This window comes from Burkholderia sp. 3C, from assembly GCF_054589155.1.
The window spans coordinates 62,858-80,685 of record NZ_BAAILN010000091.1 but is presented as its reverse complement, the minus strand read 5'-3'; the positions used below and the strand labels follow the sequence as shown (position 1 = coordinate 80,685).

The window sequence follows — 17,828 nt, the reverse complement described above, 5'->3', positions numbered from 1 at the left end:
TCCTGCTCTCTCTGTTCGTCGTTGTTGTTGTCAGAACGCGTCAGCAAGCCTTACCAGCGGTAGCCCACACCGGCGCCCGCGCCTACCGAGCCACGCGTGTTGGTGGTCAGCGAACCCTTGACCATCCACTTTTGCGTGGCGGTCGACAGGCCGAGCGCCATCGCCGACTGGCCGCCGTACGTGCCGCCCGCGATCGACACCACGCGTTCGCCCGGCAGCACCGCCTGCGGCAAATTCGCCATCGCCATCGCCGAGGCCGAGCCGGCGGCCGCGTCCTTGCGGTAGCCGTCCACGTCCGAACGCAACTGGCCGACCTGCTGGTTCGTGTAGGCGTTGGCGCGCTGCACGCCGTTGTCGACAGCCGAGTTCAACTGGCCGACGTTCGCCGCGTCCGTGTCGGCCACACCGGCCGCGACGTTGGTGATGCGCTGGCCGGCACCGTCGACCGGGCCGCCGTTACCCGCATCCCGGCCGGTATTGCCGGTATTGCCGGCATAGCCCGTGCTCGCCAGGGCATCGACCCGCGAGGTCAGCTCGAACAGTTGGCCGCCGTTCACGGCGTCGGTGCTGTTCGCCGCGATGCGGCCTGCCGCGACGTTCGTGAGCGCCACCGTCTGCGCCGCGCCGATCCCGCCGAGCGTGACCATGCCGCGGTTCGAGCCGGCGTCGTACACGAGCGCGTCGAGCGTCGAGCCGTCGCTGCCCACCAGGCCGGCCTGCTTCAGTTGCGCGACGTTCACCGCGTCGGTGTCGGCGGTGCCGGCCGCGACGTTGGTGATCTGGCGTTCGGCTCCCGCCGCGCCCACCGAGACGGTGTTGGCGCGATTGGCGACGCTGCCCTGGCCGAGTGCGACGGCGTTGGTGGCGCCGGCTTGCACTTGCGCGCCGAAGCCGATCGCGGTGCCGTTGAGTTCCGATACCGTGCTGTTCGCGCCCAACGCGGTCGATTGGACCGTGGCGGCGTTTGCGAGTGCACCGATCGCGGTGCCCGAGCCGATTGCGTGCGCTTGATAACCGAGTGCCGACGCGGGATTGCCCAGACCGGTGGAGTCGGCCAGCGCCTGATCGCCGATCGCGATGTCCGCGACCTTGTTGGCGGTCGCCTTGTAGCCGACGGCCACGGCGGCTTGCGAATTCGCGGCTGCGCCGTAGCCGATCGCCGCCGCCAGCGACGAATTCGCGGTGGCGGCCGCCCCGAGCGCGACGGAGTCGTAGCTGTTGGCCGTTGCTTTCACGCCAATGGCGACCGAGCTCGAACCGGTGGTCAGCGCGCTGTTGCCGAGTGCGACCGAGTTGTAGCTGTTGGTCTGCGCGCCGTTGCCGATCGCGACGGAGTTATAGCTGTTGGCCGCTGCCTTCACGCCAATGGCGACCGAGCTGCTGCCGGCTGTGCTGGCCGCGTGACCGAGCGTCACCGAATCGGACGAGGCGCTCAGGGCGTCTTCCCCAATCGATACCGAGCTATGTCCGAGCGTCTTCGCATTGGTGCCGACCGCCACCGAATCGTAGCTGCCGCTGTTGGCATTGAGGCCCAGCGCGATCGCTCCGCCGCCACCGTTCGACAGCGAGCCCTGGCCGATGGCGATGTTGCCGGCGCTGCCCGAGGCCGCCACCGCGTTGTTGCCCAGTGCGACAGCCCCGGCGCCCGAGGCGCTGGCACCCGCGCCGATCGCGCTGGCGCCTGCCGATGCGGCGATGGCGCCGTGGCCGAGGGCGGCCGAGTCGGCGCCATTCGCGGCGGCCGACGCGCCGGCTGCCACTGCGTTCGCGCCCTTGGCCGTGGCGGAATCGTCGACGGTGGCCGAGCCCTTCGCCACGAAGTAGTCGCTGGTCGAAGCGGCATGGGCTGCGTTCACGCCGCCAAACATGGCGCCGACGAGGAAGGTGGTGGTGACTGCGCGTTGGATCAGTGAGGTTTTCATGGTTCGCTCCAGTAGGTTTTAACCGATGAGTTCACTTTACAAAGTGCTGACCATCGGTGATATCTGACCGGTTTCGAACCGCATAGGACTAGTACTAAAACCGGAAAACGCCGGCGCGACGGCGATGCGGGCACCGGTGGTCGAGTCAATCCCGTACCGGTTGAATGGCGGGCGAAAGAGGCGGTCGATGCCTTGGCGGGGGCGCGAAAATCCATACCGGGGCACGCGTCGCGGGGCCGCCGTGGAGGCTTCGACGCCGTGTATCGGCAGATCGGTGTCGAGGACGAGCGCGCGGTAAGGGATATCGCGTTTTCGTTGGCCGTTCCGCATTGCGTATGGTAAGTTTGCGGTCGTTCTACACGTGCATCACGGGAGAGACCGCTTGCTCAAGTCAAGCGGCGCCGACGGAGCAACCGCCCCGGAAACTCTCAGGCAAAAGGACCGTGATGCGGGAACACTCTGGAGAGCGGCGCCTTGCGCGCCCACCGAAGGGGAGCCGCAACCGCGATGTCATGCGGGATGTGGCGAAACTCTCAGGTAAACGGACAGATGGGGCAAATGCGCCGGCGGCACGGATCGCCGGCAATGCTCAACACTGTCTGGACCATCACATGTCACGAATCGCCATCATTGGCGCCGGCATTACCGGCGTCACGACCGCCTATGCGCTTTCGCAACGCGGCCACAGCGTCACCGTCTTCGAACGGCACCGCTATGCCGCAATGGAAACCTCCTTCGCCAACGGCGGCCAGCTCTCGGCCAGCAATGCGGAAGTCTGGAACAGCCGCGCCACGGTATTGAAGGGGTTGCGCTGGATGTTCACGCGCGACGCGCCGCTGCTCCTGAACCCGCGCCCGAGTGCGCACAAGTACGGCTGGATCGCCGAATTCCTCGGGAAGATCCCGCGCTACGAAGCGAACACGATCGAGACCGTGCGGCTGGCGATCGCCGCCCGTGCCCATCTGTTCGAGATTGCGGAGCGCGAGGGCATCGAGTTCGATCACGAGCGGCGCGGTATTTTGCACTTCTATGCAACGCGCAAGGAGCACGACGCGGCCACGCGCGTGAACACCTTGCTGCGTGCAGGCGGGCTGGACCGTCGAGCGGTGACGCCGGAGGAGATGCGCGCGATCGAGCCGGCGCTTCAGGGCAGTTTCCACGGCGGATTCTTTACGGAGTCCGATTCAACCGGCGACATTCACAAATTTACCCGGGGGCTGTCGTCGGCCTGCGAGCGTCGCGGCGTGCAATTTCATTACGACACGGCGGTCGGCGGCATCGAGTCGATCGAGGGCGGCCGGATCTCGATCGCCTCCGGGCGGCAACAGGAGGTTTTCGATCGTGTCGTGATCTGCGCCGGGGTCGGCAGTAAGCAGTTCGCCGCGATGGTGGGCGACCACGTGAACGTCTATCCGGTCAAAGGGTATTCGATCACCGTGCAACTGGACGATGCACCGAGCCGCGACGGCGCGCCCTGGGTCAGCCTGCTCGACGATCGCGCGAAGATCGTGACCAGCCGTCTGGGCGCGGATCGTTTCCGGGTTGCCGGCACGGCGGAATTCAATGGCGCGAACCGGGACATTCGCGCGGATCGGATCGAGCCTTTGGTCGATTGGGTGCGCCGCTACTTTCCCGCCGTCTCGACGTCTCGCGTGGTGCCGTGGGCGGGCTTGCGGCCGATGTTGCCGAGCATGCTGCCGCGAGTGGGGCGTGGCAAGCGCCCGGGCGTCTTCTACAACACCGGGCATGGGCATCTCGGCTGGACCTTGTCGGCGGCAACGGCGGAGGCCGTGACGTCGGTGATCGGCGAGGGTTGAATTCGCGGCATTGACCGACTGCCCGGATGCGGTCCGAACCTCGCTGCGACGAGATGAGCGAATTCGCACAGAGATTGAGCGAAACCGTCGCGATCGTGCCGATATTTGATGACAGAATGGCTCACGTTCCCTGGACATCAACGATACCCGCCATGATCGCTTCACCGTTCGACACCGCGCCGCGTTGCGCTCGCGCATCACGCTGCCCGCAGCCGATCGTTGCCACGCTCGAATCGCCCGTGCCGTGGCCGACGCGCTCGCTGTCGGATGTCCTGTGAATGCCTACCTGTCGGCAGAGAGCGAGGCCGCCGACCGCCTCGCCGAGGCAATCCGGTTCGGAGCGGGTTCACGCAGCGTACTGTCCAGGCCCGAGGTGGGCGCGGCGGGGCATATCGTGCAACGCTCCGATCTGACCTCGCGTCGGATCGTGGTCGGTCAGGCAACGCTCATTCTCGTCGAGGAGGGCACCAAGCGGATTCGCTGGCGTGGCGGCGAGGGCGTCGCGAACCCCGGGGCGGCGTTCACGCTGCAGGCCGGTGAACGCGTCGACATCTCCAACACGCCCGGCCGAAGCGGCCTCTACCGTGCGCTCTGGATCAGTTGGAGTGCGGCGCTGCTCGCGATGCCCGGGCCGGTCAGGCGCCGGCCGAGCCCGCGCGTGGCCGTGCATGCCGGCTTGGGCGACGCGTTTCGCGCATCGTTCTATCGCGCCTTCAATGGCTTGCAACCGGCCGAAGGCCTGCCGCCGGCGATCGCGGCGAGCCGTTTGCGGGAAGTGCTGCTGTGGCTTGCCGAACGCGGTTTTCATTTTTCGTCCCTGGCGTCGGCGCCGGCGTCGTTCGGCGAGCAGGTTCGCACGCTGCTTGCCGCGGATCTGTCGATGGCGTGGTCGATGGAACGCGTCGCCGACGAAATCGCAACCAGCGTGCCGACACTGCGCAGAAAGCTGGCGGCGGAAGACACATCGTTTCGCCAGCTTCAGCAGGATGTCCGCATGTCGCATGCGCTGGCGTTGCTTCAGAACACCGATGTGCCTGTACTCGAGATCGCCCTGGCCACCGGTTATGCCTCCGCATCGCGCTTCTCCGCCCGCTTCCGTGAGCGGTTCGGCTATCTGCCCACCGACGTTCGCGGACAACGCCGCGGGCGCTCGGCGTTGTCCGCCAGCCATCTCGGCACGCCGGACAGCGTTTAGCCACCGCAGCTCGTCGCCGTCTCGCTCGCTACATTTCATACCGAGGAACACACGTCATGCTGAAAATTCATCATCTGGGTCATTCGCAATCCGAACGGATCATCTGGCTCTGCGAAGAGCTGGACCTTCCCTTCGAACTGGAGAAGTATCAACGGGACGCCGTCACACGCCTGTCGCCGCCTGAATTGAAAGCGCTGCATCCTCTCGGCGCCGCGCCGCTGGTCGAGGTCGACGGCGCGTGGCTGGCCGAATCGGCCGCGATCGTCGAATTCATCCTCGCGCGATACGGGCACGGGCGGCTGCAAATCGATTCGTCGCATCCGGCGTTCGCGTCCTATCTCTACTGGTTTCATTTTGCCAACGGCAACCTGCAGCCGGTCATGCTTCGATCGATGACCGTGGAGCGCTGCGGATTGCCGGCCGATCATCCGGTGCTGACGTCGACCCGGGGGCGGCTCGACAAGGTGCTGCGCCTGATCGACGACCGGCTGGCGCACAGCGCCTATCTCGCCGGCGACACGTTTACGGCGGCGGACATCATGAACGTGTTTTCGCTGACGACGATGCGCCTGTTTCGTCCGGTCGATCTCGCGCCGTATCCCGGGATACGGGCTTACCTCCAGCGTATCGGCGCGCGGCCCGCGTATCGTCGGGCGATGGAGAAGGGCGATCCGGACCTGACGCCGTTGCTGACCTGAGCGCGCGCAACGTAGCGGCGCATCCGATATCGCATCGAGCAGGGCCACCGCAGCAGCGCATCGCGCGCCTCGCCCACCCGATACCCCTGCTCGAATCGCGGCCATTGTTGCGCCGCCGACCGACTTCCCGGCCCCCTGCTACGATCCCCGTCGAGACGGCACACGAGGCGCCCGGCGCCCCGGTCAGCCCTCGCTTCTCCCCCATCCCGACGGCACGCATTGGAGACATCCCCATGGATCTCGGTATCAAAGGACGCACCGCGCTGATCACCGGCGCATCGAAAGGCATCGGCCTGGCCAGCGCGATCGCGCTCGCCAGGGAAGGGTGTGCGGTGCATCTGGTGTCGTCGAACCCCGACCTGCTCGAACAGGCCCGGCGCGAAGTCGAGGCGGCCGGCGAGGTGACGGTGCGCGCGAGCGCGGTCGATCTGTCCGACCCGGTTGCGCGTCGCGAGCTGCTGGCGGAAGCGGGCACGATCGACATCCTGGTCAACAACGCCGGCGCGATTCCGGGCGGCGGCCTGGAGGCGATTGACGAGGCCGCGTGGCGGGCCAGTTGGGAACTGAAGCTGTTCGGCTATATGGATTTCGCGCGGCTGGTGCTGCCGGCGATGATGGAGCGTGGCAGCGGCGTGATCGTCAACGTGATCGGCGCGGCCGGCGTGACGCCGCGCTACGACTACATTCTCGGCTCGACGGCGAACGCCGCGTTGGTGGCGTTCACCCAAGCGGTGGGCGCGCATGCGACGCGACGCGGCGTGCGCATGGTCGGCATCAACCCGGGGCCGTGCGCGACGCAGCGGCTCGAAAAGCTCTATCGCAGCCGGGCCGAAACGCAGCTCGGCGACGCCTCGCGCTGGCGCGAGCTGCTCGACGGGCTGCCGTTCGGCCGGCCGTCGGAGCCCGAGGAGATGGCCGATCTGGTCAGCTTCCTCGCATCGGATCGTGCGTCCTACCTGAGCGGCGTGGTGATCGACGCCGACGGCGGCGCGAAGTACCGCTGACGTACCGCCGGCCCCGCGCGCGGGCCGGCCTGAGCGCGTGGCCCGCGCCGGGCGCGCTCAGGCGGTGCGCCGCCGCTGCGCCGCCGGCAGGATGCCCACCAGGAAAATCGCCGCGCCGCCGATGCAGCACAGCGCCATCTGCGTGCTCATGACAAGCGCGGGCGATTCCGGAAAGCGCGTCAGCAGCACGCCCTCGATATAGCTGGCGCAGGCACCCATCCCCGTCATCAAGGCGTTCATCAGCGCGGAAGCCGTGCCGGCGAACTGCGCGGCGCGCTCCATCGCGCCTTGTTGCGCGATCGGCGTGAGGATGCCGAGGCAGGTGGTGTTCAGCGACAGCAGCAGCGTCAGCACGGTCACGTCGAGCCGGTGGCCGGCGGACAGCGACAGCATCGTCAGCGGCGACGCCACCGACACCGCCAGCGTGGCGGCCAGCACCCACTCGCCGGGCACGCCGTGCTTGCCGAGCCGCGCGCTGATGAACGAACCGAGCATCAGGCACAGCGCCATCACGGCGAACAGCAGGCCATACAGCGTGGTCGAGACATGCAGCACGTCGATGAACACGTACAGCGAGCCGGTGATGTACGAGAAGTGGCTGGAGAACGTCAGCGCGATGATCAGCGCGTACGACAGGCTGGTCTTGTCGGTCAGGAACTGCCGGTAGTCGGCCAGCACCGAGCGGCGCGCGGGCGCGGCGTCGGACGGCGTGAGGCCGCTCATGCCGCCGAGCTTCGCGCCGTGGCCGTCGGCGCGCGCGAGCTTCGCATGCGACGATTCCGGCAACTCGCGCGCCACGATCAGCAGCATCAGGAAGCCGCCGAGCGCCATGAAGCCGTAGATCCACCGCCAGTTGCCGAACATCAGCAGCAGGTTGCCGAGCGTGGGCGCGGTGGTCGGCCCGATGATCCGCACCACGGCGGCGTAGGACAGCAACTGGCGCGCTTCGTCGCCGCTGCGCTGATCGCGGATCACCGTGATCGCCAGCACCGAGGCCGCGCCGGCGCCGGTGCCCTGCAACAGCCGGCACACCAGCAGCATGTCGAACGAGGTCGACAGCGTGGCCAGCACGCTCGCGAACGTGTACACCACGCAGGCGAACAGCAGCACCGGGCGGCGCCCCATCCGGTCGGACAGCGGCCCGTAGATCAGCGGCGACACCGAGAAGCTGAAAAAGAAGAAGCTCAGGGTTTGCGACACGCGCTCGATCGGCATCGAGAACATGGTCGCGATGCTGGCGAAGCCGGGCAGGCCGAGGTCGATCGACAGAGCGGGGAAGATCGTCAGGATTCCGCAGATGATGACGAGTCGAAGCGAAGCGATATGAGGCGGAAGACGGGACATCGGTGATCGGCGTGGAGTGGAGCGGCGGCACGGGTAAGCCGGGTCATCACTGTACGCGACGAAAATTAAATTCCTAAGATGTTTCGTCCGTCTTTACCTGGCAAAGCTTCCATTTTCCTTTCGTATTCCTGCCTTTTCTCGTGAAACCCGCTGTGCGTCGCGCCTGAATTCAGTAGCCGACAGCCTAGAACAATCCCGCAGATCCCCATCCAGCATGCGTTTGCGCCCATTCGCGCGAGGCAGCGCCGTGCTTCGTCATTTCGTCGCGCTTGATCATTTGGATGTTATGGGTAATCTAACGCAACTTGGATGTCGATAGACATCCAAAATGAGGCCGGCCGCCGGGTGGGGTTACGCGGCGCCGACATCGCCCGGTTCGTTCGCATGCGCACGATGCCGGGCGCAACGCTTTCCAGGGTGAAGCAGTGGATACGAAGACAAGACTGGACGAAGACGGCGCGCACGTGGACGGCGGCCGCAATGGCGGGCCGAAGCGGCGCGCGCGGGCCGTGGCGATCGCGGTCGCGATCGTGGTGATCGGCGGCGGGTGGTGGTTCCATCATGCGCAGCAGGGCGGCGCGGGTACGGCCGCCGCCGCGCCGATGGGGCCGCACGACGTGACGGTCAGCCGGCCGCTGGTGCGCGATCTCGATACGCGGCTCGGTTTCCTCGGCCAATTCTCGGCGGTCGATCAGGTGGAGCTGCGCGCGCAGGTGGGCGGCACGCTGACGGGCATCCACTTCCGCGACGGCGCGGTGGTCCACAAGGGCGACCTGCTGTTTACGATCGATTCGGTTCCCTACGAAATCCGCTACACGCAGGCCAAGGCGCAGCAGCAGACGGCCGCCGCGCGGCTGGTGCTGGCCAAGCAGGAACTGGCGCGCGCGCAGCAACTGCAGAGCGCCGAAGCCGGCACCCAGCAGAACACCGAGCAGCGCACCTCCGAGCTGCACGCCGCGCAGGCCACGCTCGACGACGCCGATGCGCAGGTGCGCGACGCGCGCTTCGACCTCGATCATTGCCGCATCGTCGCGCCGTTTACCGGCCGCATCGGCCGGCATCAGGTGTCGGTCGGCAACCTGATCGCCGGCAGCCGCTATGCGGCCAGCCCGACCACGCTGCTCACCACGATCGTCTCGCTCGATCCGATCTACCTCGATTTCGACATGAGCGAATCGGACTACGAAGCGTTCCAGCGCTATCGCGGCAACGTCGCCGGCCTGCCGGCCGACCGCGTGGAGCTGGCCTCGGGCGGCTCGACGAACTACGACCGCCAGGGCACGCTCGATTTCGTCGACAACGTGCTCGACCGCTCCAGCGGCACGCTCCACGCACGCGCCACGGTGCCGAACGCCGACGGCCGTTTCACGCCCGGCGAGTTCTCGCGCGTGCGGGTGGCCGTCACGCACCCGGCGCCCACGCTGCTGGTGCCGGACGCGTCGGTGCTGCCGAACCAGTCCGAGCACATCGTGCTGACGGTGGCGGCCGACGGCACGGTGGTGCCCAAGCAGGTCGAGACGGGCGAGGTGCGCGGCGGCCTGCGCGTGATTCGCTCGGGCCTGACCGACAGCGATCGCGTGATCATCGACGGCCTGCCGTTCGCGGCGCCCGGCTCGAAGGTGAAGCCGCACGACGGCACGATCAGCTACGCGGCCCAGCCGCAATAAGGGGGCGACGTCATGAGAATCGCCCATTTCTTCATCGACCGCCCGCGCTTCGCGACGGTGGTCAGCGCGTTCCTGACGCTGATCGGGCTCGGCGCGATGTTCGTGCTGCCGGTCGCGCAGTATCCGGAGATCGTGCCGCCCACTGTGCAGGTCACGACCTCGTACCCCGGCGCCTCGGCCGACACGATCGCGCGCACCGTGGCGACGCCGCTCGAGCAGCAGATCAACGGCGTCGAGAACATGCTCTACATGAGCAGCCAGTCCACCGGCAACGGCCAGCTCACGGTGACGGTCACGTTCCGCATCGGCACCGACCTGAACGTCGCGCAGATGCTGACGCAGAACCGCGTGCAGGACGCGCTGCCGCGCCTGCCGGAGGACGTGCAGCGGCTCGGCGTGCAGGTGCGCAAGTCGACGCCGAGCATCCTGCTGGCGGTGCACCTGTACTCGCCGAACCACTCGCACGACACGCTCTATCTGTCGAACTACGCGACGCTGCACGTGAAGGACACGCTCGCGCGGCTGCAGGGCGTGGGCGACGTGCAGATCCAGGGCGCGCGCGAATACGCGATGCGGATCTGGATCGATCCCGATCGCGCGGCCGCGCACGACCTGACCGCGAGCGAGGTGCTGGCCGCGCTGCGCGCGCAAAACGTGCAGGTGTCGGCCGGTATCCTGAACCAGCCGCCGGTGGCGACCGGCTCGGCCTATCAGATCAACGTCGAGGCGCTGGGTCGGCTGTCCACGCCGGAGCAGTTCGGCGACATCGTGCTGAAGTCCGATCCGCAGGGGCGCGTCACGCACCTGCGCGACGTCGGGCGCGTCGAGGTAGGCGCGGCCGATTACGGCGCGACTTCGTTCAAGGATCGCGACGACGCTACCGCGATGCTGATCTACGCCGAGCCGGGCGCGAACTCGCTGGCCGTCGAGCACGAGGTGCTCGGCGCGATGGAAGGTCTCAAGAAGGAATTCCCGGCCGGCGTCGATTACCAGATCATCTACGACCCGACGATCTTCATCGGCAAGTCGGTCGACGAGGTGATCACGACGATTTTCGTCGCGATCCTGCTGGTGGTGGGTGTGGTGTTCGTGTTCCTGCAGAACTGGCGCGCGACCATCATCCCGGTGGTGGCGATTCCGGTGTCGCTGCTCGGCTCGTTCATCGTGCTCGCGACCTTCGGCATCTCGCTGAACAATCTCTCGCTGTTCGGGCTGGTGCTGGCGGTGGGGATCGTGGTGGACGATGCGATCGTGGTGGTGGAGAACGTCGAGCGCAACATGCGCGCCGGCATGTCGGCCGTGGAGGCCGCGCACCGCACCATGGACGAGGTCGGCGGCGCGCTGCTGTCGATCGCGCTCACGCTGTGCGCGGTGTTCGTGCCGTCGGCGTTCATCTCGGGCATCTCGGGGCTGTTCTTCCGGCAGTTCGCGGTGACCATCGCGGCGTCCACGGTGATCTCGTGCTTCGTGTCGCTGACGTTGAGCCCGGCGCTGTGCGCGGTGCTGTTCAAGTCGCATCAGGCCGGCCATGAAGCAGCGCCGAAGGGCCGTGTCTCGCGGATGCTGGAGTCGGGTTTCGCGAGCTTCAACCGTGGCTTCGACCGGATTTCGTTCGGCTACGGCAACCTCACGCGGCGGCTGGTGCGCGGCCTGACGGTGATGCTGGCGATCTATGTCGCGCTGATCGCGGTGGCCGGCGTCGAGTTCTCGCGCACGCCCACCGGCTTCATTCCCGAGCAGGACCAGGGCTACCTGATCACGATCGTCCAGTTGCCGCCGGGCGCCTCGCTCGAACGCACCGAGAAGGTGGTGCGGCAGGTGACGGACATCGCGCTGTCCACCAAGGGCATCGAACACGCGGCGCCGTTCGTCGGGCTGGACGCGACCACGCTGACGGTCGCCTCGAACTCGGGCACGGTGTTTACAGGCCTGCCGTCGCTCTACAACCACTCGCTGCCGGGCGTCACCGCCGGCACCGTGCTGGCCGACCTGCGTAAGCGCCTGTCGGTCATCAAGGATGCCTACGTATTGACGATCCCGCCGCCGCCGGTGCAGGGCCTCGGCAGCGCGGGCGGCTTCAAGATGATGCTGGAGGATCGCGCGGGCCTCGGGCCGGACGCGCTCGTGAAGGCGGCCAAATCGCTGGTGGCGGCGGCCAACAAGGATCCGCATTTCGCCGGTGTGTTCACGCTGTACAACGCGGGTTCGCCGTCGGTGTTCGCGGATATCGATCGGGTCAAGGCGCAGAAGCTCGGCATCACGCCCACCGACGTGTTCTCGACGCTGCAGGTCTATCTGGGCTCGCAGTACGTGAACGACTTCAACTACCTCGGGCGAACCTACGAAGTGATCGTGCAGGCCGACGGCAGCTTCCGCCACAGCGGCGAGGACATCGGGCGGCTCAAGACCCGCAACCAGGCCGGCGAGATGGTGCCGATCGGCTCGGTCGCGACGTTCGAGGATCGCACCGTGCCGTATCGCGTGCCGCGCTTCAACCTGTATCCGGCCGCCGAAGTGCAGGGCGCGGCCGCACCGGGCGTGGCCACCGGCACGGCGCTGCATCGCATGGAGGAACTGGCGCACGACGTGCTGCCGCAAGGCATCTCGTTCGAATGGACCGATCTGGCCTATCAGCAGCAGCAAAAGGGCACGCCGACGCTGGTGGTGTTCGGCGCGGCCGCGCTGTTCGTGTTCCTGGTGCTGGTGGCGCAGTACGAAAGCTGGAAGCTGCCGCTGGCGATCGTGCTGATCGTGCCGATGTGCATTCTGGCGTCGGTCACGGGGCTGTCGATTCGCGGCATGCCGATCGACATCCTGGCGCAGATCGGCTTCGTGGTGCTGGTGGGGCTGGCGGCCAAGAACGCGATCCTGATCGTCGAGTTCGCCAGACAGAAGGAGGACGAAGGAGTCGACGCGGCGGAGGCGGCCGTGCATGCGGCGCGTACCCGCCTGCGTCCGATCCTGATGACCTCGTTCGCGTTCATTCTCGGCGTCGCGCCGCTGGCCGTGGCCACCGGCGCGGGCGCGGAGATGCGGCAATCGCTCGGCACCGCGGTGCTGTTCGGGATGCTCGGCGTGACGGGCTTCGGCCTGCTGTTCACGCCGGCGTTCTACGTATTCATTCGCCGCTTCGGCCAGAAGAAGAAAGAAGCCTGGTTCGGTCGCAAGGAGGAAGCATGATGTCGCCGTCCCAACCCTGGCGCGCGGCGCGCCCGTCGCGCGTGCCGGCGATCGCCGCCGCCGGGGCGTTGCTGTTCGCACTGGCCGGCTGCGCGGTCGGCCCCGATTATCACGCGCCGGTCGATACGCTGGTGCCGTTCGAGCATGCGCCCAAGCAACCGGAGTCCGGCCCATCGCCGGCATCGAGCGCCGCGCTCGATAGCTGGTGGACCGGCTTCCACGATCCGGTGCTGGTGTCGATCGTCGATCGCGCGCTGGCGCAGAACCTGGACCTGGCCGCCGCGTTCGCGCGGGTGCGGCAGGCACGCGCCGCGGCCTCCGCGGCCGGCGCCGCGCTGCTGCCGACCGTCGATCTCGACGGCTCGGCGAGCGACCAGCACCAGAGCGAACTGAGCCCCACCGGCTCGCTCGCGAAGGCGTTCCCGGGCTACAGCCGCAGCCAGCGTGAATACACGCTCGGCGCGGCGGCGAGTTGGGAAATCGATCTGGCGGGCGGCCTGCGCCGCAACGCGTCGGCAGCGGCCAACGAGGCGCAGGCGGCCGAGGCGGACCGGCTCGGCACGCGCGTCACGGTGGCCGCCGATGCGGCCGACGCGTACCTCCAGGTGCGCGGCTACCAGGCGCGGCTCGCGGTGGCCAACGATCAGGTGCAGACCGACACGCATCTGCTCGACCTCGTGAAGGCGCGCCGCCGTGCGGGCGCGGCCGACGAGCGCGAGATCGCGCAGGCCGACGCGTTGCTGCGGCAGGCGCGCGCGCTGATCCCGACGCTGCAGACCAATCTCGTCGCGCAACTGAACCGGCTCGACATCCTGATGGGCGCGCAGCCCGGCACCTACGCGAGCCAGCTCGCGGTGGCGGGCGAGATCCCGGGGATTCCGTCGGTCGACGCGAGCGCGACGCCCACCGACGTGCTGCGCCGCCGGCCCGACGTGATCGCGGCCGAGCGCCGGCTGGCCGCCTCGAACGAGCGGATCGGCGCGGCGCTGTCGGACTACTACCCGAAGCTGTCGATCTCGGGCCTGCTCGGCTTCGACAGCATCAACGCCGGGCAGTTGTTCACGGCGCGCGCGTTCCAGCCGGCCGTGACGGCCGGGCTGCGCTGGCGGCTGTTCGATTTCGGCAAGGTGGACGCCGAGGTCGCGTCGGCGCGCGGCGCGAACGCCGAGGCGCTCGCTGTTTATCGGCAGACCGTGCTGAAGGCGGCCGAGGACGTCGAGAACGCGTTCGTGACGCTGACGCAGACGCAACTGCGGCAGGGCGAGCTCGATGCCGAGGTGGTGTCGCTCACGCGCGCGCGCGATCTGTCGGAGAAGGCGTACAAGGCCGGCGCGATCACGCTGACCGACGTGCTCGACGCCGACCGGCAACTGCTGAGTGCGCGCGACGATCTCGATGCGACGCGCGCCGATTCGGCGCGGGCGGCCGTGTCGGTGTTCCGGGCCTTGGGCGGGGGATGGGCGACCGGGCAGACGGCGGACGCGGCCGTGCCGGCGTCGTCATCAGGCGGCTTGCCGAAGCCGGCGGCGTCGGCCGCCGGTTGATGGACTGAGACCCGGCCCAGGCCGGCCGAAACCGGCCGGCCGATTGCCTCAGGGCTGCTGAAGCGCCTTGCGCGCTTCGCGCAGCACCGAGGCCGCGAGCGCCTCGTCGTTGACGAGGCGCGCGACCGTCAGCGCACCGATCATCGTCGAGACGATCACCGTGGCCTTCTTGCGCGCCGCGGCCGGCGTCAGGTCGGTCAGGTGGCTCGCGAACAGGTCGATCAGCGCGATCGTGCTGTCGGCGGCGGCGTTGCGCACGTCGTCGCTGGCGCGCACCAGTTCGCTTGCCAGCGAGACCAGCGCGCACTCGCTGCAGCCGCCGCCCAGGTGCATTGCCGACAGGTAACGGTCGATGGTGGCGTCGAGGCCGCGCTTGCCCGGCGTGCTGTCGAGCGTGACGGCCATGTGCTCGCGCGCGTTCTGCGCGGCGAGCTTGAGCGATTCCACCACCATCTGGTCTTTCGAGGCGAAGTGCTTGTAGAAGCCGCCATGCGTGAGGCCGGCCTCGGCCATCACGTCGCTGAGTGCGGTGCTCTCGATGCCGTTCTCGCGGAACTTGCGCGAGGCGGCCTCGACGATGCGCTGGCGGGTTTCGGCGGTTTCCTGTCTGGACTTTCTCATGAGCGCGATGCTGCTGTCTGGATCGTTTGGATTACATACAACATCTGATGACGCGTGGCAAGCGTGAGCGCGTCGACATGGCCCGCATGTCTCCCGCTCACAGCGTCGCGAATTGCATTTCCGGCGTCTGGCCGAGCAGGAACGTGCGATTGAGTACGGCCGAATCGCGCAGGAAATCCCACAGCGCCGAGATCCGCCGCAGATTGCGAATGTCCTCGCGACAGCATAGCCAGAAGTGCCGCGTGATCGAGACCTCGCCCGGGAATACCGGAATCAGGCGCGGATCGGGTTCGGCCATGAAGCAGGGCAGGATCGCCAGCGCGGTGCCCTGCAGCGCGGCGTGGTATTGCGCGACGATGCTGGTGGTCGACAGGTTGGCGCCCGCGCCCGGCACCGTGCGCTCCAGATACAGCAGCTCGGGGCTGAACACCAGGTCGGTCACGTAGTTCAGGAACGCGTGCTCGCGCAGGTCGGCCAGCCGGGGCGACACCGGGTGACGCTGCAAATAGGCCTGCGTGCCGTACAACTGCAACCGGTAATCGCACAGCTTGGTGTGCACGTACTGGCCGCGCTCGGGGCGCTCCAGCACGATCGCCAGGTCGGCCTCGCGCTTCGACAGGCTGACGAAGTGCGGCACCGGCAGCAGGTCGATCGAGATCTCCGGGTGCGCCCGCGCGAAATGCGCCAGTTGCGGCGCGAGAAAGAACGAGCCGAAGCCCTCGGTCGAGCCGATCCGCACGTGCCCCGACAGCAGGTTCGCCCCGCCCTTGAACTGTTCCCCCGCCAACTGCACGGCGCTTTCGATCTCGTCGGCATAGGTCAGCAGCCGCTGGCCTTCCGAGGTCAGCACGAAGCCCCCCGCCCGCGATTTCTCGAACAGCACCGCTTCCAGCGAGGCCTCCAGCTCGCGCACGCGCCGCGCCACCGTGGTGTGGTCGACGCCGAGCCGGCGCGCCGCCGCGCTGGCCGTTTGCAGCCGCGCGACGGCCAGGAAATAACGCAGATCGTCCCAGTTGATCCGACGCATTTCGCTTGTGGATTTTTGCATAACGGATGGGTTATTAGCGGTATTTCGTGTGGAAAATCAAAGAACTATACTCGCCGGGACGTCGCCGCAAAGTGCGACGCGCAATAGGGATTCCCCTCATTGGACAAGAACACCGGAGACAACATGGAACTGCATTCGACCGCCGCCGCGGCGCCACCGGCCACGCGTCGGTCCGCGAAGGATTACGTCGTGGCTGGCTGGGCCAGCATGGCGGGCACCACCATCGAGTGGTACGACTTCTTTCTCTATGGCACCGCCGCTGCGCTCGTCTTCAACAAGGTTTTCTTCCCCACGCTCGACCCGGTGCTCGGCACGCTGGCCGCATTCGCCACCTATGGCGTGGGCTTCATCGGCCGGCCGATGGGCGGCATCGTGTTCGGCCACTTCGGCGACAAGATCGGCCGCAAGTCGATGCTGATGGCCACGCTGCTGATGATGGGCATTCCGAGCATCGCGATCGGCCTGATCCCGTCGTTTCAAAGCATCGGTTACTGGGCCGCCGGGCTGCTGGTGGCGATGCGCTTCATTCAGGGCATGGCGGTGGGCGGCGAGTGGGGCGGCGCGGCGCTGATGGCGGTCGAACATGCGCCGCCGGGCAAGAAGGGGCTGTTCGGCAGCCTGCCGCAAACAGGCGTGGGCTTCGGGCTGATTCTCTCGTCGAGCGCGATGGCGATCGTCGCGGCGCTGCCCGAGCCGGCGCTGCTGTCGTGGGGCTGGCGCGTGCCGTTCCTGGCCAGCGTGGTGCTGCTGATCGTGGGCTGGTATATCCGCACCCGCGTGCCCGAGTCGCCCGATTTCGAAAAGCTCAAGCAGGAAGGCGCGCGCGTGAAATCGCCGGTGGCCGAGGTGATCGTGCGTCACCCGCGTGCGCTGCTCGCCATCATCGGCGCGCGCACCGCCGAGAACACCTGGTTCTATCTGGTGGTGGCGTTCGCGCTGTCGTACGCGGCCAATCAATTGTCGATTCCGAAAGCGCAGATCCTCCACGCGATCACGGCCGGTGCGGCGTTGTCGATCGTCACGATGCCGCTGTCGGGTTACCTGAGCGACGTGATCGGGCAGAAGCGCCTGTTCGTGATCGGGCTGGTGGTGATGTGCCTGTTCGCCGCGCCGTTCTTCCTGATGCTCGAAACGCGCCACGCCCTGGCCGTGTGGTGGGCGATGGTGCTCGGCGTGGGCGTGGTGTTCCCGATCCTCTACGCGCCCGAATCGCAGTTCTTCGCCGCGCAGTTCCCGGCGCAGGTGCGCTACAGCGGCATTTCGGTGTCGGTGCAGGCGGCCGGCGTGCTGGGCGGCGGCATCGCGCCGATGATCGCCACCGCGCTGCTCGCCGCGGGCGGCGGCAACCCGCGCTACGTGGTGGCCTACATGGTCGTGCTCGGCGCGATCGCGATTGCCTGCGCGCTATGCCTGCGCGACGGCAAGGAATAACCCCATCCATTTACCCGGTGCGCAGTGCCCGACCCGTCGAGGCGCTCGCATCGGCAACCGCAGAGAGTCGAACATGAATGCAGTCATTCAGGATAACGTAGCAGGCGTGCCGAACGTGCCGCTGTTGATCAACGGCGAATTCGTCGAATCGACCAGCACCGAGTGGCGCGACATCGTCAACCCGGCCACCCAGCAGGTGCTGGCGCGCGTGCCGTTCGCCACGGCCGGCGAGATCGACGCGGCCATCGAGGCCGCACACGCCGCGTTCGCCACCTGGAAGCACACGCCGCTCGGCACGCGGCTGCGCGTGATGCTGCGCTTCCAGGCGCTGGTGCGCGAGCACATGTCGCGCATCGC

Annotated in this window: 14 protein-coding genes and 2 riboswitches; of the genes, 10 read left to right on the top strand and 4 right to left on the bottom strand. The window is 67.6% G+C overall.

What is annotated here, in order from left to right:
• Window positions 1-50 precede the first annotated feature (50 nt).
• Window positions 51-1,922: a YadA family autotransporter adhesin gene (locus ACYP33_RS16115; protein ID WP_459622799.1), complete on the bottom strand. Its 1,872-nt coding sequence runs from the start codon at window positions 1,920-1,922 to the stop codon at window positions 51-53.
• Between the two features lie 359 nt (window positions 1,923-2,281).
• Window positions 2,282-2,376, top strand: a riboswitch (glycine riboswitch).
• A 4-nt stretch (window positions 2,377-2,380) separates the two neighbouring features.
• Window positions 2,381-2,472: riboswitch (glycine riboswitch) on the top strand.
• Between the two features lie 61 nt (window positions 2,473-2,533).
• On the opposite strand from ACYP33_RS16115, the gene ACYP33_RS16110 reads away from it, so the two are divergent.
• The 5 genes from ACYP33_RS16110 (at window position 2,534) to ACYP33_RS16090 (ending at window position 6,636) form a co-directional block, all read left to right on the top strand.
• Window positions 2,534-3,739, top strand: a complete 1,206-nt coding sequence (locus ACYP33_RS16110) for a D-amino acid dehydrogenase (RefSeq protein WP_414451617.1) — start codon at window positions 2,534-2,536, stop codon at window positions 3,737-3,739.
• Between the two features lie 53 nt (window positions 3,740-3,792).
• Window positions 3,793-4,017, top strand: coding sequence for a hypothetical protein (locus ACYP33_RS16105; RefSeq protein ID WP_459622798.1), 225 nt, complete (start codon window positions 3,793-3,795; stop codon window positions 4,015-4,017).
• Window positions 4,014-4,934: a helix-turn-helix transcriptional regulator gene (locus ACYP33_RS16100; protein ID WP_459622797.1), complete on the top strand. Its 921-nt coding sequence runs from the start codon at window positions 4,014-4,016 to the stop codon at window positions 4,932-4,934. The genes ACYP33_RS16105 and ACYP33_RS16100 overlap by 4 nt, the downstream gene beginning before the upstream one ends.
• A 56-nt stretch (window positions 4,935-4,990) precedes the next feature.
• The gene (locus ACYP33_RS16095) at window positions 4,991-5,632 is read left to right on the top strand and encodes a glutathione S-transferase family protein (RefSeq protein WP_459622796.1); all 642 of its coding nucleotides are present in this window, start codon (window positions 4,991-4,993) and stop codon (window positions 5,630-5,632) included.
• Between the two features lie 233 nt (window positions 5,633-5,865).
• Window positions 5,866-6,636, top strand: a complete 771-nt coding sequence (locus ACYP33_RS16090; RefSeq protein ID WP_459622795.1) for an SDR family oxidoreductase — start codon at window positions 5,866-5,868, stop codon at window positions 6,634-6,636.
• Window positions 6,637-6,693: 57 nt separating this feature from the next.
• Here ACYP33_RS16090 and ACYP33_RS16085 read toward each other — a convergent pair whose 3' ends face one another.
• Window positions 6,694-7,980, bottom strand: coding sequence for an MFS transporter (locus ACYP33_RS16085; protein WP_414451622.1), 1,287 nt, complete (start codon window positions 7,978-7,980; stop codon window positions 6,694-6,696).
• Between the two features lie 425 nt (window positions 7,981-8,405).
• Between ACYP33_RS16085 and ACYP33_RS16080 the strand changes: the two genes are divergently transcribed.
• Genes ACYP33_RS16080 through ACYP33_RS16070 form a run of 3 tightly spaced genes read left to right on the top strand, consistent with a single transcriptional unit; the run spans window position 8,406 to window position 14,371 of the window.
• Window positions 8,406-9,647, top strand: a complete 1,242-nt coding sequence (locus ACYP33_RS16080; RefSeq protein WP_459622794.1) for an efflux RND transporter periplasmic adaptor subunit — start codon at window positions 8,406-8,408, stop codon at window positions 9,645-9,647.
• Between the two features lie 12 nt (window positions 9,648-9,659).
• Window positions 9,660-12,827 carry an efflux RND transporter permease subunit gene (locus ACYP33_RS16075; RefSeq protein ID WP_414451623.1) on the top strand — a complete coding sequence of 1,056 codons (3,168 nt, stop codon included), beginning with the start codon at window positions 9,660-9,662 and terminating at the stop codon, window positions 12,825-12,827.
• Window positions 12,827-14,371 carry an efflux transporter outer membrane subunit gene (locus tag ACYP33_RS16070; RefSeq protein ID WP_459622817.1) on the top strand — a complete coding sequence of 515 codons (1,545 nt, stop codon included), beginning with the start codon at window positions 12,827-12,829 and terminating at the stop codon, window positions 14,369-14,371. The genes ACYP33_RS16075 and ACYP33_RS16070 overlap by 1 nt, the downstream gene beginning before the upstream one ends.
• A 48-nt stretch (window positions 14,372-14,419) precedes the next feature.
• On the opposite strand, the gene ACYP33_RS16065 is transcribed toward ACYP33_RS16070, so the two are convergent.
• Both ACYP33_RS16065 and ACYP33_RS16060 read right to left on the bottom strand, forming a co-directional pair.
• Window positions 14,420-14,992 (bottom strand): TetR/AcrR family transcriptional regulator, encoded by a 573-nt coding sequence (locus ACYP33_RS16065; protein WP_459622793.1) that lies wholly within the window; start codon window positions 14,990-14,992, stop codon window positions 14,420-14,422.
• A gap of 97 nt (window positions 14,993-15,089) precedes the next feature.
• Complete coding sequence (locus tag ACYP33_RS16060) at window positions 15,090-16,040, bottom strand: LysR family transcriptional regulator (protein ID WP_459622792.1); 951 nt, start codon at window positions 16,038-16,040, stop codon at window positions 15,090-15,092.
• Between the two features lie 123 nt (window positions 16,041-16,163).
• Here ACYP33_RS16060 and ACYP33_RS16055 point away from each other — a divergent pair, with 123 nt between their 5' ends.
• Window positions 16,164-17,471, top strand: coding sequence for an MFS transporter (locus ACYP33_RS16055; RefSeq protein ID WP_414451626.1), 1,308 nt, complete (start codon window positions 16,164-16,166; stop codon window positions 17,469-17,471).
• Between the two features lie 73 nt (window positions 17,472-17,544).
• On the top strand, window positions 17,545-17,828 hold a 284-nt coding region (locus ACYP33_RS16050), incomplete at its 3' end, for an aldehyde dehydrogenase family protein (protein WP_459622791.1).